Source organism: Flavobacterium sp. M31R6, from assembly GCF_013284035.1.
Taxonomy (GTDB): domain Bacteria; phylum Bacteroidota; class Bacteroidia; order Flavobacteriales; family Flavobacteriaceae; genus Flavobacterium.
This window is the reverse complement of record NZ_CP054141.1, coordinates 4,175,845-4,192,074: the sequence shown is the minus strand read 5'-3', so window position 1 is coordinate 4,192,074 and position 16,230 is coordinate 4,175,845. Positions and strand designations below refer to the sequence as shown.

The 16,230-nt window shown below is 34.7% G+C and carries 28 protein-coding genes; 27 read left to right on the top strand and 1 reads right to left on the bottom strand.

Annotated elements, in window-relative coordinates; genetic code table 11:
* Window positions 1-81: 81 nt before the first annotated feature.
* Entirely contained in the window at window positions 82-1,779 is a 1,698-nt protein-coding gene (locus tag HQN62_RS17645; RefSeq protein WP_254454453.1) for a BamA/TamA family outer membrane protein, read from the bottom strand.
* A gap of 268 nt (window positions 1,780-2,047) precedes the next feature.
* Between HQN62_RS17645 and rpsL the strand changes: the two genes are divergently transcribed.
* The 27 genes from rpsL to ykgO all read left to right on the top strand — a co-directional run bounded on the left by rpsL (window position 2,048) and on the right by ykgO (window position 16,230).
* Window positions 2,048-2,431: a 30S ribosomal protein S12 gene (gene rpsL, locus HQN62_RS17640; RefSeq protein ID WP_007136570.1), complete on the top strand. Its 384-nt coding sequence runs from the start codon at window positions 2,048-2,050 to the stop codon at window positions 2,429-2,431.
* 73 nt (window positions 2,432-2,504) lie between these two features.
* Window positions 2,505-2,981 carry a 30S ribosomal protein S7 gene (rpsG, locus tag HQN62_RS17635; RefSeq protein ID WP_035637287.1) on the top strand — a complete coding sequence of 159 codons (477 nt, stop codon included), beginning with the start codon at window positions 2,505-2,507 and terminating at the stop codon, window positions 2,979-2,981.
* Between the two features lie 10 nt (window positions 2,982-2,991).
* Complete coding sequence (gene fusA / locus HQN62_RS17630) at window positions 2,992-5,148, top strand: elongation factor G (protein ID WP_116797188.1); 2,157 nt, start codon at window positions 2,992-2,994, stop codon at window positions 5,146-5,148.
* 11 nt (window positions 5,149-5,159) lie between these two features.
* The gene (gene rpsJ, locus HQN62_RS17625; RefSeq protein ID WP_007803605.1) at window positions 5,160-5,465 is read left to right on the top strand and encodes a 30S ribosomal protein S10; all 306 of its coding nucleotides are present in this window, start codon (window positions 5,160-5,162) and stop codon (window positions 5,463-5,465) included.
* 154 nt (window positions 5,466-5,619) lie between these two features.
* Window positions 5,620-6,237 (top strand): 50S ribosomal protein L3, encoded by a 618-nt coding sequence (gene rplC / locus HQN62_RS17620; RefSeq protein ID WP_077377776.1) that lies wholly within the window; start codon window positions 5,620-5,622, stop codon window positions 6,235-6,237.
* On the top strand, window positions 6,237-6,866 hold the full coding sequence (gene rplD / locus HQN62_RS17615) for a 50S ribosomal protein L4 (protein ID WP_116797189.1): 630 nt from the start codon (window positions 6,237-6,239) through the stop codon (window positions 6,864-6,866). The genes rplC and rplD overlap by 1 nt, the downstream gene beginning before the upstream one ends.
* Window positions 6,867-6,872: 6 nt before the next feature.
* Window positions 6,873-7,163 (top strand): 50S ribosomal protein L23, encoded by a 291-nt coding sequence (gene rplW, locus HQN62_RS17610; RefSeq protein WP_077377770.1) that lies wholly within the window; start codon window positions 6,873-6,875, stop codon window positions 7,161-7,163.
* Between the two features lie 6 nt (window positions 7,164-7,169).
* Window positions 7,170-7,994 (top strand): 50S ribosomal protein L2, encoded by an 825-nt coding sequence (gene rplB / locus HQN62_RS17605; protein WP_077377767.1) that lies wholly within the window; start codon window positions 7,170-7,172, stop codon window positions 7,992-7,994.
* A gap of 6 nt (window positions 7,995-8,000) precedes the next feature.
* Window positions 8,001-8,279 carry a 30S ribosomal protein S19 gene (gene rpsS, locus HQN62_RS17600; protein WP_035637298.1) on the top strand — a complete coding sequence of 93 codons (279 nt, stop codon included), beginning with the start codon at window positions 8,001-8,003 and terminating at the stop codon, window positions 8,277-8,279.
* 6 nt (window positions 8,280-8,285) lie between these two features.
* Entirely contained in the window at window positions 8,286-8,699 is a 414-nt protein-coding gene (rplV, locus tag HQN62_RS17595) for a 50S ribosomal protein L22 (RefSeq protein WP_007803631.1), read from the top strand.
* A 5-nt stretch (window positions 8,700-8,704) separates the two neighbouring features.
* Window positions 8,705-9,457 carry a 30S ribosomal protein S3 gene (rpsC, locus tag HQN62_RS17590; RefSeq protein ID WP_116797190.1) on the top strand — a complete coding sequence of 251 codons (753 nt, stop codon included), beginning with the start codon at window positions 8,705-8,707 and terminating at the stop codon, window positions 9,455-9,457.
* 19 nt (window positions 9,458-9,476) lie between these two features.
* Complete coding sequence (gene rplP / locus HQN62_RS17585; RefSeq protein WP_100433326.1) at window positions 9,477-9,902, top strand: 50S ribosomal protein L16; 426 nt, start codon at window positions 9,477-9,479, stop codon at window positions 9,900-9,902.
* 13 nt (window positions 9,903-9,915) lie between these two features.
* Window positions 9,916-10,107 carry a 50S ribosomal protein L29 gene (rpmC, locus tag HQN62_RS17580; protein WP_035668115.1) on the top strand — a complete coding sequence of 64 codons (192 nt, stop codon included), beginning with the start codon at window positions 9,916-9,918 and terminating at the stop codon, window positions 10,105-10,107.
* A gap of 12 nt (window positions 10,108-10,119) precedes the next feature.
* On the top strand, window positions 10,120-10,380 hold the full coding sequence (rpsQ, locus tag HQN62_RS17575) for a 30S ribosomal protein S17 (protein WP_026707010.1): 261 nt from the start codon (window positions 10,120-10,122) through the stop codon (window positions 10,378-10,380).
* A gap of 2 nt (window positions 10,381-10,382) precedes the next feature.
* Window positions 10,383-10,751 carry a 50S ribosomal protein L14 gene (gene rplN / locus HQN62_RS17570; RefSeq protein WP_007803649.1) on the top strand — a complete coding sequence of 123 codons (369 nt, stop codon included), beginning with the start codon at window positions 10,383-10,385 and terminating at the stop codon, window positions 10,749-10,751.
* Between the two features lie 11 nt (window positions 10,752-10,762).
* Complete coding sequence (gene rplX, locus HQN62_RS17565; RefSeq protein WP_035668111.1) at window positions 10,763-11,077, top strand: 50S ribosomal protein L24; 315 nt, start codon at window positions 10,763-10,765, stop codon at window positions 11,075-11,077.
* Window positions 11,078-11,079: 2 nt separating this feature from the next.
* Window positions 11,080-11,631: a 50S ribosomal protein L5 gene (gene rplE / locus HQN62_RS17560; protein WP_077377755.1), complete on the top strand. Its 552-nt coding sequence runs from the start codon at window positions 11,080-11,082 to the stop codon at window positions 11,629-11,631.
* Between the two features lie 3 nt (window positions 11,632-11,634).
* On the top strand, window positions 11,635-11,904 hold the full coding sequence (gene rpsN / locus HQN62_RS17555; protein WP_026707007.1) for a 30S ribosomal protein S14: 270 nt from the start codon (window positions 11,635-11,637) through the stop codon (window positions 11,902-11,904).
* A gap of 109 nt (window positions 11,905-12,013) precedes the next feature.
* Window positions 12,014-12,412, top strand: coding sequence for a 30S ribosomal protein S8 (gene rpsH, locus HQN62_RS17550; RefSeq protein WP_077377752.1), 399 nt, complete (start codon window positions 12,014-12,016; stop codon window positions 12,410-12,412).
* A gap of 18 nt (window positions 12,413-12,430) precedes the next feature.
* Complete coding sequence (gene rplF, locus HQN62_RS17545; RefSeq protein ID WP_111411025.1) at window positions 12,431-12,973, top strand: 50S ribosomal protein L6; 543 nt, start codon at window positions 12,431-12,433, stop codon at window positions 12,971-12,973.
* Window positions 12,974-12,984: 11 nt separating this feature from the next.
* Window positions 12,985-13,335 carry a 50S ribosomal protein L18 gene (gene rplR, locus HQN62_RS17540; RefSeq protein ID WP_116797192.1) on the top strand — a complete coding sequence of 117 codons (351 nt, stop codon included), beginning with the start codon at window positions 12,985-12,987 and terminating at the stop codon, window positions 13,333-13,335.
* Window positions 13,336-13,338: 3 nt separating this feature from the next.
* Window positions 13,339-13,863 (top strand): 30S ribosomal protein S5, encoded by a 525-nt coding sequence (gene rpsE, locus HQN62_RS17535; protein ID WP_116797193.1) that lies wholly within the window; start codon window positions 13,339-13,341, stop codon window positions 13,861-13,863.
* A 12-nt stretch (window positions 13,864-13,875) separates the two neighbouring features.
* Entirely contained in the window at window positions 13,876-14,058 is a 183-nt protein-coding gene (gene rpmD, locus HQN62_RS17530) for a 50S ribosomal protein L30 (protein WP_026706255.1), read from the top strand.
* 11 nt (window positions 14,059-14,069) lie between these two features.
* Window positions 14,070-14,522, top strand: a complete 453-nt coding sequence (gene rplO, locus HQN62_RS17525) for a 50S ribosomal protein L15 (RefSeq protein WP_100433332.1) — start codon at window positions 14,070-14,072, stop codon at window positions 14,520-14,522.
* Between the two features lie 13 nt (window positions 14,523-14,535).
* Entirely contained in the window at window positions 14,536-15,882 is a 1,347-nt protein-coding gene (secY, locus tag HQN62_RS17520; protein WP_111411023.1) for a preprotein translocase subunit SecY, read from the top strand.
* A gap of 3 nt (window positions 15,883-15,885) precedes the next feature.
* Window positions 15,886-16,101, top strand: a complete 216-nt coding sequence (infA, locus tag HQN62_RS17515) for a translation initiation factor IF-1 (RefSeq protein ID WP_007136545.1) — start codon at window positions 15,886-15,888, stop codon at window positions 16,099-16,101.
* A gap of 12 nt (window positions 16,102-16,113) precedes the next feature.
* Complete coding sequence (ykgO, locus tag HQN62_RS17510) at window positions 16,114-16,230, top strand: type B 50S ribosomal protein L36 (protein ID WP_008992256.1); 117 nt, start codon at window positions 16,114-16,116, stop codon at window positions 16,228-16,230.

Below are 16,230 nucleotides of genomic sequence, written 5' to 3'. Positions count from 1 at the left end.
TAAATATTTTGAATTAGTGAGGCAAAAATCATAATAATTTGTTAACTATCCTAATATCTGAAACTCTTTTTTTTGTTAAAGCTAAAATTTAACATTATAACTTATAGTTATGTTTGTGTTATAAAATTTCAATTCTTCATTTTTTGCCTTTCCATTTGTGATGGCAAATTTCAGTAAACCATTGGTGGTTTGTAGGCCCAAACCCATTCCAATCCCAAGAAGTTTTTCGGTTTTATTTTTTTCTATTGTTGTTGTTGGGTCTTCGTAATAGCTGTAATCTAAGATGGAATTGAAGTATAAATTTGGTGAAACTAGATAGCGATATTCCGTCATGAGTGTAATCATTAGATTGGCTTGTAAGCTATTTTCTGCAAATCCTCTTATGGAGTTGATGCCTCCAAAACGAAATAATTCATTTGTTAGATAGTTTTTGCTTTTTAGATAATAGTTTTGATTTTTAACATTTATAATGTTTTTCTTATTAATGTAAAAATCGTTCATTATGTTAAAATTTGCAAAATTTTGTTTCAGAGATGGGTTTGTTATTGTGGTTCTGTTTCCCGTGCCTATTGTTATATTCAAAAACGTTTTTATGGGGAATAGTTTGTTTTCAGTTGATTCTTTTTTGAAATCAAGTGAGGTGGTGTAAAATGAATTTTTGAAATCACTTAGATTTTGGTTGTTTGAGTTTTGAATATCGCTTGATTCGGTTGACTCGTATCCTAAGTAGAATCGTTTATTGTAGTCTGTGGAATAGCTTAGTTGTACGGCAGTTTTTGTGTTTTGGAAAATGCTGTCTTGCTTAAAAATGTTTAGGATCGCTTTAATTCCTATTTGGCTTTTAAACAAATATGGAGCAGTCAGATTGGCGTTGAATATTTTTTGATTATTCCCATCGTTTTTCCAGTATATGGATAGCTCTTCTCCGTTTCGAAGTGTATTGACTAAAGTTAAATCTAGATATCCGTTAAGTTGTATTTTTTTATTTTCTGTATTGTTGAAGCCTAGATATCCGTCAAATATATTTGCTTTTCTTTTTTCTAAATACACAAATACTTTGGTTGTGTCTTTTGTGAATAGAATTTCTGGATATTTTATTTGATTGATGAATCCAAATTTTTGAAAATCATCATGTACTTGTTCTATTGTTTTTTGGCTGAATATTGTGTTCTTGTATTTTTTGTTGATTTGTTTTTCGGCAGCTTTTGGGATGAGGTTGTTTTGTTGTTGATTGGTATATTTTATTTCAATGGTATTTATTGTTCTTCTGTTTCCTGTATAGATTGATAAGTCAGCATAGAGATTTTGTTTTTTCGTTTGGATATTGGTGAGTTTTACTTTTGTGAAGGCGTAACCATTTTGTTCTAAATTTTGTGTAGTGTGTTTTAAAAATGATTCTGTTTGAGAATATGGTAATATTATGCTGTCTTGATTTATGATATAGTAATTTGGTATAAATGAGGTGTTTTTTATACCTATATATATATGTATGTTTTTTGTTTTGTTTTCTAATGAGATTATAGTGGTGTAAATGCTATCATTTTCCTTTTTTTCTTCTAGTATTTTGTTCTCAATATAGCCGGTAGCGGAAAGTTTTTTTCTTGTTGAATTTATTTCGTCAATTAATTGTTTTGTGTTTTGATGTTTTGCTACGTAGCCAATTGAATCAATAAGTGCAGTTTCAATTGTGGTCTTGCCAATTATTTTTAATTGTAAAGTTTGACTCGTTGAAGTCAAGTGATTAAATAGAAATAATAGAATAAGAATTTTAGATTTCAATTTTAATTTCTTTAATTAAGGTATTGCAAATATCTGTTCTTTGTTGGAATAATCATAGTGTTGGATTGACGAAGTTGCAGTGCGTTAGAAAGTCTTTTGTTGGATTGAAATGTGGATTGTTTGAATAATGTTAATGGTGTTGATAAACAAATATTTACTTCTATTGAAAATTAATTGATTATGGTTTGTAAAGTGAAAATTAATTTATACATTTGCAACCCCGTAAAAAGCGGGATTTTAATATAATAAGAAATTTTTAGTATTAATTATGCCAACAATTCAACAATTAGTAAGAACAGGAAGAACTCAGATAACTAAGAAGAGTAAATCGGTTGCTTTAGATTCTTGTCCTCAAAGAAGAGGGGTTTGTACGCGTGTTTACACTACAACACCAAAAAAACCAAACTCTGCAATGCGTAAAGTAGCGCGTGTACGTTTGACAAATGGTAATGAAGTGAATGCCTACATCCCTGGAGAAGGACACAATTTACAAGAGCACTCGATAGTATTAGTTAGGGGTGGAAGGGTAAAAGATTTGCCAGGAGTAAGATATCACATCGTTCGTGGTGCACTTGATACGTCAGGAGTAGCAGGAAGAACGCAAAGAAGATCTAAGTACGGAGCAAAACGACCAAAAGAAGCGAAAAAGTAATTTAAAAAGTTATTCCTGTAGGGGTGCGATTCGTCGTAGCTGTATGGGTATGAAATTTTATTAAAAAAAAGACATGAGAAAAAGAGCGGCAAAGAAAAGACCACTTTTACCAGATCCAAGGTTTAACGACCAATTGGTAACACGTTTTGTAAACAACTTAATGTGGGATGGTAAGAAATCAACAGCTTTTAAAGTTTTTTATGATGCAATTGACATTATAGAAACTAAAAAGCAAGATTCAGAAAAATCTTCATTAGAAATTTGGAAAGATGCTTTAACAAACGTTATGCCTCACGTAGAAGTACGTAGTCGTAGAGTTGGTGGAGCTACATTTCAAATTCCAATGCAAATTAGACCAGACAGAAAAATTTCTATGGCTATGAAATGGTTGATTCTTTATTCAAGAAGAAGAAACGAAAAATCAATGGCTCAGAGATTAGCTTCAGAATGTTTAGCTGCGGCTAAAGAAGAAGGAGCTGCTGTTAAGAAAAGAATGGATACTCACAAAATGGCAGAAGCTAATAAGGCTTTCTCTCACTTTAGATTTTAATTCTTAAGAAATGGCTAGAGATCTTAAATATACAAGGAATATAGGAATTGCTGCTCACATTGATGCTGGTAAAACAACAACAACTGAGCGTATATTATTCTATACTGGAAAATCACATAAAATTGGTGAAGTACACGATGGTGCTGCAACAATGGACTGGATGGCGCAAGAGCAAGAAAGAGGTATTACAATTACTTCTGCTGCTACTACTTGTGAATGGAATTTCCCAACAGAACAAGGTAGAATTTTACCTAATACATTGCCTTATCACTTTAATATTATCGATACCCCAGGACACGTTGACTTTACAGTTGAAGTTAACCGTTCTTTGCGTGTACTTGATGGTTTGGTTTTCTTATTTAGTGCAGTTGATGGTGTTGAGCCTCAATCTGAAACTAACTGGAGATTAGCAGATCAATACCGTGTACCGCGTATTGGATTCGTTAATAAAATGGATAGACAAGGGTCTAACTTTTTGATGGTTTGTCAACAAGTAAGAGATATGTTAAAATCAAATGCTGTTGCAATCACTTTGCCAATTGGTGAAGAAAATGATTTCAAAGGGGTAGTTGATTTAGTTAAAAACCAAGCTATTGTTTGGCATGAAGAAGGTTTAGGGGCTACTTATGACATTGTGCCTATTCCGGAAGATATGCTTGAAGAAGTGAAAGAGTACAGGTCGATTCTTATTGAAGCAGTTGCGGATTATGATGAGACTTTGCTTGAAAAATTCATGGAAGATGAAGACTCTATTACGGAGGAAGAAATCAACATTGCTTTAAGAGCAGCTGTAATGGATATGGCTATCATTCCAATGATTGCTGGTTCTTCTTTTAAAAACAAAGGGGTTCAATTCATGTTAGATGCGGTATGTAAGTACTTGCCGTCTCCTATGGATAAAGAAGGTATTACTGGTATTCATCCAGATGATGCTGAATTATTGGAAGAAGATCAAACTAAAATTTTGCGTAAGCCAGATGTTAAAGAGCCTTTCGCTGCTTTAGCTTTTAAAATTGCTACTGACCCATTCGTAGGTCGTTTGGCTTTCTTCCGTGCATATTCAGGAAGACTTGATGCTGGTTCTTATGTATTGAATACTCGTTCTGGTAACAAAGAAAGAATTTCTCGTATCTACCAAATGCATGCTAACAAGCAAAACCCAATCGAATATATTGAGGCTGGTGATATTGGAGCTGCTGTTGGATTTAAAGATATTAAAACTGGAGATACATTGTGTGATGAAAAACACCCAATTATTCTTGAGTCTATGAAATTCCCTGCACCGGTAATTGGTATTGCTATTGAGCCTAAAACTAAAGCTGACGTAGATAAAATGGGTATGGCTTTGGCTAAATTAGCTGAAGAGGATCCAACTTTTACGGTTAGAACTGATGAAGCTTCAGGTCAAACTATTATCTCTGGTATGGGTGAGCTTCACTTAGATATCTTGGTTGATAGAATGAGACGTGAATTCAAAGTTGAAGTAAATCAAGGTGAGCCTCAGGTTGAATACAAAGAAGCGTTTACTAAAAAAGCACAACATAGAGAGACTTATAAGAAACAATCTGGAGGTCGTGGTAAATTCGGTGATATCGTATTTATTTTAGAGCCTGCTGATGAAGTTGATGGTAAAACTCCAGTTGGATTACAGTTTGTGAATGCTGTAAAAGGAGGTAACGTTCCTAAGGAATACATCCCTTCTGTTGAAAAAGGTTTCCGTGAAGCTATGAAAACTGGTCCTTTAGCAGGGTACCAAGTAGATAGTTTGAAAGTAACTTTGTTAGACGGATCTTTCCACCCTGTCGATTCTGATGCTCTTTCGTTTGAATTAGCAGCTAGAATGGGGTATAGAGAAGTAGCTAAGGCTGCTGGAGCTGTAATTCTTGAGCCAATCATGAAGATGGAAGTGATTACGCCAGAAGAAAACATGGGAGATATCGTTGGTGATATTAACCGTCGTAGAGGTCAGGTGAATGATATGGGAGACAGAGCAGGTGCTAAAACTATTAAGGCTGATGTGCCTTTATCAGAAATGTTTGGATATGTGACAACATTGAGAACATTGTCGTCTGGTAGAGCAACTTCAACAATGGAATTTTCACACTACGCTGAAACGCCTTCTAATATTTCAGAAGCAGTTATCAAAAAAGCAAAAGGAAACGCATAATCTTTAAGAAAATGAGTCAAAAAATCAGAATAAAATTAAAATCTTACGATCACATGTTGGTAGATAAGTCTGCTGAAAAGATTGTAAAAACGGTAAAAACAACAGGTGCTGTTGTAACTGGTCCAATTCCATTACCAACACACAAAAAACTTTTTACAGTATTGCGTTCTCCACACGTAAACAAAAAAGCTAGAGAGCAATTTGAAGTAATGTCATATAAGAGATTAATTGATATTTATTCATCTTCATCTAAAACTATTGATGCTTTAATGAAACTTGAATTGCCAAGTGGAGTTGAAGTTGAAATAAAAGTTTAAGTACTTTAAGAGTAAAAAGGAACGCCGTTTTTAGGTAAAAAATATTTTTTTGGTTTGTGTGTAAATAAGTTATACATTTGCACCCACTTAAAAAATAGGATTTGCTTAAAAGCTGCGTTCTATATTTATATTTAATAATTAATAATTAATATTTATGTCTGGGTTAATTGGTAGAAAAATCGGCATGACTAGTATTTTCGACGAAAACGGGAAGAATATTCCTTGTACAGTAATCGAAGCTGGACCATGCGTTGTTACCCAAGTCAGAACCAAAGGTGTTGACGGGTATGAAGCGTTGCAACTTGGTTTCGATGACAAAAACGAGAAACATTCCACAAAAGCGGCTGTAGGTCACTTTAAGAAAGCTGGAACTGTAGCTAAGAAAAAAGTCGTTGAATTCCAGGATTTTGCAACAGAACAAAAATTAGGAGATCTTATTGATGTTTCTATTTTTGCTGAAGGAGAATTTGTAGATGTACAAGGTGTATCTAAAGGTAAAGGTTTTCAAGGGGTTGTGAAACGTCACGGTTTTGGTGGTGTTGGACAAGCAACTCACGGTCAACACAACCGTTTAAGAGCGCCAGGTTCTGTAGGAGCTTCTTCTTATCCATCTAGAGTATTCAAAGGAATGCGTATGGCTGGAAGAATGGGAGGAGATAATGTAAAAGTTCAAAACCTTAGAGTTTTAAAAGTAGTTGCTGATAAGAACCTACTTGTTGTTAAAGGATGTATTCCTGGTTGCAAAAACTCTTATGTAATCATTCAGAAGTAATGGAAGTAAAAGTATTAGATTTCAACGGAAAAGATACTGGAAGAAAAGTTCAACTTTCTGATTCAGTTTTCGCAATCGAACCAAATAATCATGCTGTATATCTTGATGTAAAGCAATATTTGGCTAATCAAAGACAAGGTACTCACAAAGCTAAAGAAAGAGCTGAAGTTGCGGGAAGTACACGTAAGATTAAAAAACAAAAAGGAACAGGTACAGCTCGTGCGGGTAGTGCTAAAAACCCTTTGTTTAAAGGTGGAGGTACGGTTTTTGGACCTAGACCAAGAAGTTATTCATTTAAATTGAATAAAAACTTGAAACGTCTTGCTAGAAAATCTGCATTTTCAATTAAAGCAAAAGAGTCGAATATAATCGTACTTGAAGATTTTAATTTTGAAACGCCAAACACTAAAAATTTCATTAATGTTTTGAAAGCTTTAGAGTTAGAAAATAAAAAATCACTGTTTGTGTTGGGTGATACGAATAAAAACGTATATTTGTCCTCACGAAATTTAAAGGCTGCAAATGTCGTAAGTAGCTATGAATTAAGCACTTACGCTATTTTAAATGCTAATAATTTAGTGCTTTTGGAGAGTTCTTTGGAAGTAATTGAAGAAAATTTAAGTAAATAATAGGATATGAGCATCATAATTAAACCTATAGTAACGGAAAAAGTAACCAAAGAAAGTGAAGTTTTAAACCGCTTCGGATTCGTTGTTGACAGAAAAGCAAACAAAGTACAAATTAAGAAAGCTGTTGAGGCTGCTTATGGAGTAAATGTTTTGAGTGTTAATACAATGAATGTGAGACCAGATAGAACTACAAAATACACTAAAAGTGGTTTAATCAGTGGAAAGACTAACGCAATTAAAAAAGCGATTGTTCAAGTACAAGAAGGAGAAACAATTGATTTTTACAACAATATCTAAGATAAAATGTCAGTAAGAAAATTAAAACCTATTACCCCAGGTCAGCGATTTAGAGTTGTGAATGGTTATGACGCCATTACAACTGATAAGCCGGAACGCTCTTTGATAGCGCCGATAAAAAACTCTGGAGGTAGAAATAGTCAAGGAAAGATGACCATGCGTTATACGGGTGGTGGTCACAAGCAGAGATATCGTATTATTGATTTCAAACGTACAAAAGAAGCAATTCCAGCTACAGTGAAATCAATCGAATACGATCCAAATCGTACTGCGTTTATCGCTTTATTAGCTTATGCTGATGGTGAGAAAACATATATTATTGCTCAAAACGGATTGAAAGTTGGTCAGAAAGTAGTTTCTGGGCCAGAATCTCAACCTGAAATTGGTAATACTTTACCTTTAAGCAGAATTCCTTTAGGAACTGTTATATCTTGTATCGAATTGAGACCAGGACAAGGGGCTGTAATCGCTCGTTCTGCTGGAACATTTGCTCAATTAATGGCAAGAGATGGAAAATATGCGACAATTAAAATGCCTTCAGGTGAAACAAGATTAATCTTGTTGACTTGTTCAGCTACAATTGGAGCAGTTTCTAATTCAGACCACCAATTAGTTGTATCTGGAAAAGCAGGTAGAACAAGATGGTTAGGAAGAAGACCTAGAACAAGACCTGTTGCAATGAACCCTGTCGATCACCCAATGGGTGGTGGTGAAGGACGTTCTTCTGGTGGACATCCACGTTCAAGAAATGGAATACCAGCTAAAGGTTATAGAACTCGTTCTAAGAAAAACCCGAGTAACAAGTATATCGTAGAACGTAGAAAGAAATAATAAGATATGGCACGTTCATTAAAAAAAGGACCTTTCGTTCATTATAAGTTAGACAAGAAAGTTGCAGAAAACATCGCAGGTGGAAATAAAGGAGTTGTTAAGACATGGTCAAGAGCTTCTATGATTACTCCAGACTTCGTTGGGCAAACTATCGCAGTTCATAACGGTCGTCAATTTGTACCAGTTTACGTAACAGAAAACATGGTAGGTCACAAATTAGGAGAATTTTCACCAACTAGATCTTTTAGAGGTCATGCTGGAGCAAAAAATAAAGGTAAAAAATAAGAAGCAATGGGAGTTCGTAAAAGAGAAACAGCAGATGCGAGAAAAGAGGCTAATAAGTCTATAGCTTTCGCAAAATTGAATAACTGCCCTACTTCACCTAGAAAAATGCGCTTAGTAGCGGACTTGGTAAGAGGTCAGAAGGTAGAAAGAGCACTTAACATATTAAGATTCAGTTCAAAAGAAGCTTCAAGAAAATTAGAAAAACTATTATTATCTGCAATCAATAACTGGGAGCAAAAAAATAGTGAAGGTAATCTTGAAGAAGCTGGATTATTTGTTAAAGAAATCCGTGTAGATGGTGGAATGATGTTGAAAAGACTTCGTCCAGCTCCACAAGGTAGAGCACACAGAATAAGAAAACGTTCTAATCACGTTACAATCGTGTTAGGAGCTATCAATAACACACAAAGCAATTCTTAAGCAGCATGGGACAAAAGACAAATCCAATTGGAAATAGACTTGGTATCATCAGAGGATGGGACTCAAACTGGTATGGTGGAAATGATTACGGTGATAAATTAGCCGAAGATTATAAAATCAGAAAGTATATCCATGCTCGTTTATCAAAAGCTAGTGTATCGAAAGTAATCATCGAGAGAACTTTGAAACTTGTAACCGTTACTATCACTACTGCAAGACCTGGTATTATTATTGGGAAAGGTGGACAAGAGGTAGACAAGTTGAAAGAGGAACTTAAGAAAATTACTGACAAAGAGGTTCAAATCAACATCTTTGAAATAAAAAGACCTGAACTTGACGCGTATCTAGTTGCTACAAGCATCTGTCGTCAAATCGAAAGCAGAATTTCTTACAGACGTGCAATCAAAATGGCTATTGCTGCTAGTATGCGTATGAACGCTGAAGGTATCAAAGTTTTGATTTCTGGTCGTTTGAATGGTGCTGAGATGGCTCGTTCAGAAGGTTTCAAAGAAGGTAGAATTCCTCTATCAACTTTCAGAGCTGATATTGATTATGCTTTGGCTGAAGCTCATACTACTTATGGTAGAATGGGTATCAAAGTATGGATCATGAAAGGTGAAGTTTATGGAAAGAGAGATCTTTCTCCACTTGCTGGAATGGACAAAAAACAAGCTGGTGGTAAAGGTGGAGATTCTCCTAGAGGAGACAGAAAGCCGTTTAATAAAGGTGGAAAACCAGACGCTCGTAAACGAAAGTAAATTTTTAAACTAAAGAAAAATGTTACAGCCTAAAAGAACAAAATACCGTAAGGTACAAAAAGGTAAAATGAAAGGAAATTCTCAAAGAGGACATGAACTTTCTAATGGAATGTTTGGTATTAAATCTGTACATGAAGATGGAATGTTCTTAACCTCTCGTCAAATCGAAGCTGCACGTATCGCTGCAACTCGTTTTATGAAAAGAGAAGGACAATTATGGATCAAAATATTTCCAGACAAACCTATCACTAAGAAACCTCTTGAGGTACGTATGGGTAAAGGTAAAGGTGCCGTTGAATATTGGGCTGCCGTTGTTAAACCCGGAAGAATTATGTTTGAAGTTGGAGGAGTTCCTTTGTCAGTTGCAAAAGAGGCTTTACGCCTTGCAGCTCAAAAGCTTCCAGTAAAAACTAAGTTCGTTATTGCTAGAGATTTCGAAGCATAATCTATATTATATTATGAAACAATCAGAAATAAAAGATCTTTCTGCAGCGGAGTTGCAAGAAAAACTTAGCCAAACTAAGAAGGCATATGCTGATCTAAAAATGGCTCACGCTATTTCTCCAATTGAGAACCCACTTCAAATTAGAAGTGTAAGAAGAACAGTTGCGAGATTAGCTACAGAACTTACTAAAAGAGAATTACAATAATTCTGCTGAAAGATGGAAGAAAAAAGAAATTTAAGAAAAGAAAGAGTTGGGGTTGTTACTTCAAACAAAATGGATAAATCCATTGTGGTTGCTCAGGTAACTAAAGTAAAACACCCATTATACGGTAAGTTCGTGTTGAAAACAAAGAAATTTGTTGCACATGACGAAACAAACGACTGTAACATAGGAGATACTGTAAGAATTAGCGAAACGCGTCCTTTGAGTAAATCAAAATGTTGGAGATTAGTTGAAATCCTAGAAAGAGCTAAATAATTATGGTACAACAAGAATCAAGACTAAAAGTAGCAGATAACACGGGAGCAAAAGAAGTTTTAACTATCCGTGTTTTAGGAGGTACCAAAAGAAGGTATGCCTCTGTTGGAGACAAGATTGTAGTATCTATAAAAGACGCAACACCTAACGGAAACGTTAAAAAAGGTGCTGTTTCAACTGCAGTTGTTGTACGTACCAAAAAAGAAGTGAGAAGAGCTGATGGTTCTTATATCCGTTTCGATGATAATGCTTGTGTTCTTTTGAATGCTGCAGGTGAAATGAGAGGAACACGTGTTTTTGGTCCGGTAGCAAGAGAACTTCGTGAAAAACAATTCATGAAAATTGTATCATTAGCACCAGAAGTGCTTTAATTCGTTTTAAGATGATAAAGCTAAAAATAAAATCAGGAGACATCGTAAGAGTAATTGCTGGAGACCATAAAGGTGCTGAAGGTAAAGTTTTGCGTGTTTACCGTGAGAAAAACAAAGCAATTGTTGAAGGTGTAAACATGGTTTCTAAACATACGAAACCTAGTGCAAAAAGCCCTCAAGGTGGTATTGTAAAGAAAGAAGCTTCTATTCAAATTTCTAATATCTCTCTAATTGATCCTAAAACTAAGGAGACAACAAGAGTGGGTATCAGAGTTGAAGGAGATAAGAAAGTAAGATTTTCAAAAAAATCTAATCAAGTACTATAGTAATGGCATATATACCTAGACTAAAAGAAGAATATAAGAGTAGAGTTATCTCTGCTCTTAAAGAAGAATTCGGTTACACAAACGTAATGCAAGTTCCAAAATTGGAAAAAATCGTTTTGAGTAAGGGAGTTGGTGCAGCAGTATCTGATAAAAAATTGATTGACTATGCAGTTGATGAATTGACAAAGATAACTGGACAAAAAGCAGTATCTACTATCTCAAAGAAAGACGTTGCGTCTTTTAAATTGAGAAAAGGGATGCCTATTGGAGCAAAAGTTACTTTGCGCGGAGAAAGAATGTATGAGTTTTTAGATAGACTTATTACTTCTGCATTACCACGTGTTAGAGATTTCAGTGGTATTAAAGCAACTGGTTTTGACGGTAGAGGAAACTATAATTTAGGTGTTTTAGAGCAAATCATTTTCCCTGAAATTGATATTGACAAAGTAAATAAAATATCTGGAATGGACATTTCTTTTGTAACTACTGCAAAAACAGATAAAGAAGCAAAGTCATTGTTGGCTGAATTAGGTTTACCTTTTAAAAAGAATTAAGATATGGCTAAAGAATCAATGAAAGCCCGTGAGGTTAAGAGAGAAAAAACGGTAGCTAAGTATGCTGAGAAAAGAAAAGCTTTGTTAGAAGCTGGAGATTTCGTAGGTTTGCAAAAATTACCGAAAAATGCTTCGCCAGTTCGTTTGCACAATCGTTGCAAATTGACAGGTAGACCAAGAGGGTATATGCGTCAATTCGGTATTTCACGTGTTACATTCCGTGAAATGGCTAACAATGGATTGATACCGGGTGTTAAAAAAGCATCTTGGTAGAAAAAATATTCAGACGTGAGTAATCACGTCTGTTTTTCACATTTATAAACTGGTTAAAGGTTCAGTTAATGTAGTATTAATTGAAAACCATAGCCGCAAATCAATACATATGTATACAGATCCAATTGCAGATTATTTGACGAGAGTTAGAAACGCTGTGGCTGCAAACCACAAAGTTGTCGAAATTCCAGCATCTAATCTAAAAAAAGAGATAACAAAGATCTTATTTGATCAAGGTTATATCTTAAGTTACAAATTTGAAGACAACGCTGTTCAGGGGTCTATCAAAATTGCTTTGAAGTATGATAAAGATACTAAAGAGCCAGTAATCAAAGATATCCAAAGAATTAGTAAACCAGGTTTACGTAAGTACGCAGGTGCTTCTAAAATACCGAGAATCCTTAACGGATTAGGAATTGCTATTGTTTCAACTTCAAAAGGGTTGATGACAGGAAAACAAGCCAAGCAATTAAATGTTGGTGGAGAAGTAATTTGTTACGTATACTAATTTTAAAGACTATATAAGATGTCAAGAATAGGTAAAAGCCCAGTAACAATACCAGCTGGTGTAACTATTACAGTTGCCGACGGTATTATTACAGTAAAAGGAAAAAACGGTCAACTTACACAGGAGTTTTCGGACGTAACTGTAACGGTTGAAGGAGATCAAGTTCTAGTAGAAAGATCTTCTGATCATAAAGACCAAAGAGCAAAACACGGTTTGTACAGATCTTTAATTAATAACATGGTTATTGGTGTAACAGAAGGTTTTACAAAATCTTTAGAATTGGTTGGAGTTGGTTATAGAGCTTCAAATCAAGGACAAAAGTTAGATTTAGCGCTTGGGTTCTCTCACAATATTATTTTAGAAGTAGCTCCAGAGGTAACTCTTGAGACTATATCTGAAAAAGGTAAAAACCCAATTGTAAAATTAACATCATTAGATAAACAACTTTTAGGTCAAGTTGCGGCAAAAATTAGAGGTTTCCGTAAGCCTGAGCCGTACAAAGGAAAAGGTGTTAAATTTGTAGGTGAAGTATTAAGAAGAAAAGCAGGTAAATCAGCTTAAAAAATAAGATTATGTCATTAACAAAACCTGAAAGAAGACAACGTATTAGATTCAGAATTAGAAAAACGATTAGTGGTACTGCTACTAACCCGAGACTATCTGTTTTTAGAAGTAACAAAGAAATTTACGCTCAATTGATTGATGATGTAAACGGAGTTACTATATTAGCTGCTTCTTCAAGAGAAAAAGAAATTGGAAAAGGTACGAACCTTGAAGTGGCAACTGCAGTTGGGAAACTAGTAGCAGAGAAAGCTTTGAAAGCTGGTATTGAAGTGATAACTTTCGATAGAGGAGGTTATTTATATCACGGTCGTATTAAATCATTAGCGGAAGGCGCAAGAGCGGCTGGACTTAAATTCTAATATATTATGTCTAAATACAAAAATATAGAGTTAGTAAAACCAAGTGGTCTTGAATTAAAAGATCGTTTGGTGAGTGTAAATCGTGTTACTAAGGTTACAAAAGGAGGTAGAGCTTTCGGTTTTTCTGCTATTGTAGTTGTAGGTGATGAAAATGGAGTTGTAGGTCATGGATTAGGAAAATCTAAAGACGTTTCTGAAGCAATTGCGAAAGCAGTAGAAGATGCAAAGAAAAATCTTGTGAAAATTCCTTTGAACGGGCAATCAGTTCCTCACGAACAAAAAGGTAAATTTGGTGGTGCACGTGTATTTTTAATTCCTGCTTCTCATGGTACAGGAGTTATTGCTGGTGGAGCTGTTCGTTCAGTTCTTGAATCAGTAGGAATTCATGATGTATTATCTAAATCACAAGGATCTTCAAATCCTCACAACGTAGTGAAAGCAACTTTTGATGCTTTATTACAAATGAGAAGCGCTTACACTGTTGCAAAACAAAGAGGTGTTTCTTTAGAAAAAGTTTTTAAAGGTTAATTCAAGGAAATTATGGCTAAATTATTAGTAAAACAAGTTCGAAGCAAAATCAACTGTCCTCTTACTCAAAAAAGAGGTTTGGAAGCTTTAGGCCTACGTAAAATGGGACAAGTTGTAGAGCATGATTCAAATCCTGCTATCCTTGGGATGATAAATAAAGTTAAACACTTAGTTTCTGTTGAAGAAGCTAAATAACAAATACTGTTATGAATTTAAGTAACTTACAACCTGCTGAGGGTTCTACACACAATCAAAACAAAAGATTAGGTAGAGGTGAAGGTTCTGGTAAAGGTGGTACCTCTGCAAGAGGACACAAAGGAGCAAAATCTCGTTCTGGTTATTCTAAAAAGATTGGTTTTGAAGGAGGGCAAATGCCACTTCAAAGACGTGTACCTAAGTTTGGTTTCACTAACATCAATCGTAAAGAATACGAAGGTGTTAATCTTGATACTCTTCAATTATTAGTTGATAATGGAGTAATTACAGATACTGTTGATATGACAGTTTATGTAGCTAATCGTCTTGCTACCAAAAATGAAATCGTTAAGATTTTAGGTAGAGGAGAATTGAAAGCAAAATTAAAAGTAACTGCTCACAAATTTACTGCTACTGCAAAAGCTGCTATCGAAGCTGCTGGTGGAGAAGCTGTAATCATGTAATATTACAATTAAGATGAAGAAATTTATTGAATCAATAAGTAATGTTTGGAAAATAGAAGAACTAAAAAATAGAATTTTAATTACTTTAGGTCTACTTCTTGTTTATCGTTTTGGAGCTCATGTTACGCTTCCTGGGATTGATGCAACTCAATTAACAGGACTAGCTGGGCAAACAAAAAATGGATTAGGATCTATTCTAGACATGTTTACCGGAGGTGCATTTTCTAAAGCTTCAGTTTTTGCTTTGGGAATTATGCCTTATATTTCTGCATCTATTGTTGTGCAACTGATGGGAATTGCGATTCCTTATTTGCAAAAACTTCAGAGTGATGGAGAGAGTGGTAGAAAAAAAATCAATCAAATTACCCGTTGGTTAACTATTGTTATAACTTTAGTACAAGGACCAACTTATATCTACAATCTTTACAGAACTTTACCTAGTTCAGCTTTTATTTTAGGGTTTAACTCTTTTGAATTCTTATTTTCCTCAGTTGTAATCTTAGTTACTGGTACAATTTTTGCTATGTGGTTGGGAGAAAAAATAACTGATAAGGGAATTGGAAATGGAATTTCCCTTTTGATAATGGTTGGTATTTTGGCTAGGTTGCCACAAGCTTTTATTCAAGAATTTACCACAAGAGTAACTAACAATAATGGTGGACCAATGTTATTGGTTGTTGAAATCATTATCTGGTTACTTGTGATAATATCTTGTGTACTACTTGTTATGGCAATTAGAAAAATTCCAGTACAGTATGCTCGTCGTACGACATCTGGTGATTTCGAACAAGATATGATGGGTGGTAATAGACAATGGATTCCATTAAAGCTTAATGCAGCAGGTGTAATGCCTATAATATTTGCACAAGCTATTATGTTTATTCCTGCAGCTGTTGCTGGTTTATCTAAGTCAGATGCTTCTCAATCTGTTGTTGGTGCTTTTAGTAACATGTTCGGTTTTTGGTATAATTTAGTTTTTGCAACGTTAATAGTTGTATTTACTTTCTTTTATACAGCAATTACAGTTCCTACTAATAAGATGTCTGATGATTTAAAGAGAAGTGGTGGTTTTATACCAGGTATTAGACCGGGTGTTGAGACTTCAGATTATCTTGATAAAGTGATGTCTTTAATAACTTTTCCAGGATCTTTATTTCTTGCTTTGATAGCTGTGTTCCCAGCCATTGTTGTAAGTCTTATGGATGTTCAACAATCTTGGGCTATGTTTTTTGGAGGGACTTCATTGATAATTATGGTTGGAGTTGCAATAGATACTATTCAACAGATTAATTCATACTTGTTGAATAAACATTATGATGGTTTGATGAAAAGTGGTAAAAATAGAAAAGCAGTAGCTTAACTTATGGCAAAACAATCAGCAATAGAACAGGACGGATCAATCATTGAGGCATTGTCCAATGCAATGTTCCGTGTAGAGTTAGAAAATGGACATATTGTAATCGCTCATATTTCTGGAAAAATGCGTATGCATTACATCAAATTATTACCTGGTGATAAAGTGAAACTAGAAATGAGTCCTTATGATTTGTCAAAAGCAAGAATTACTTATAGATATTAAAGGATATTCACTATGAAAGTTAGAGCATCAGTAAAAAAGAGAAGTCCCGAGTGCAAAATTGTGCGTAGAAAAGGGAGATTGTACGTAATAAACAAAAAGAATCCTAGATTTAAACAAAGACAAGGATAA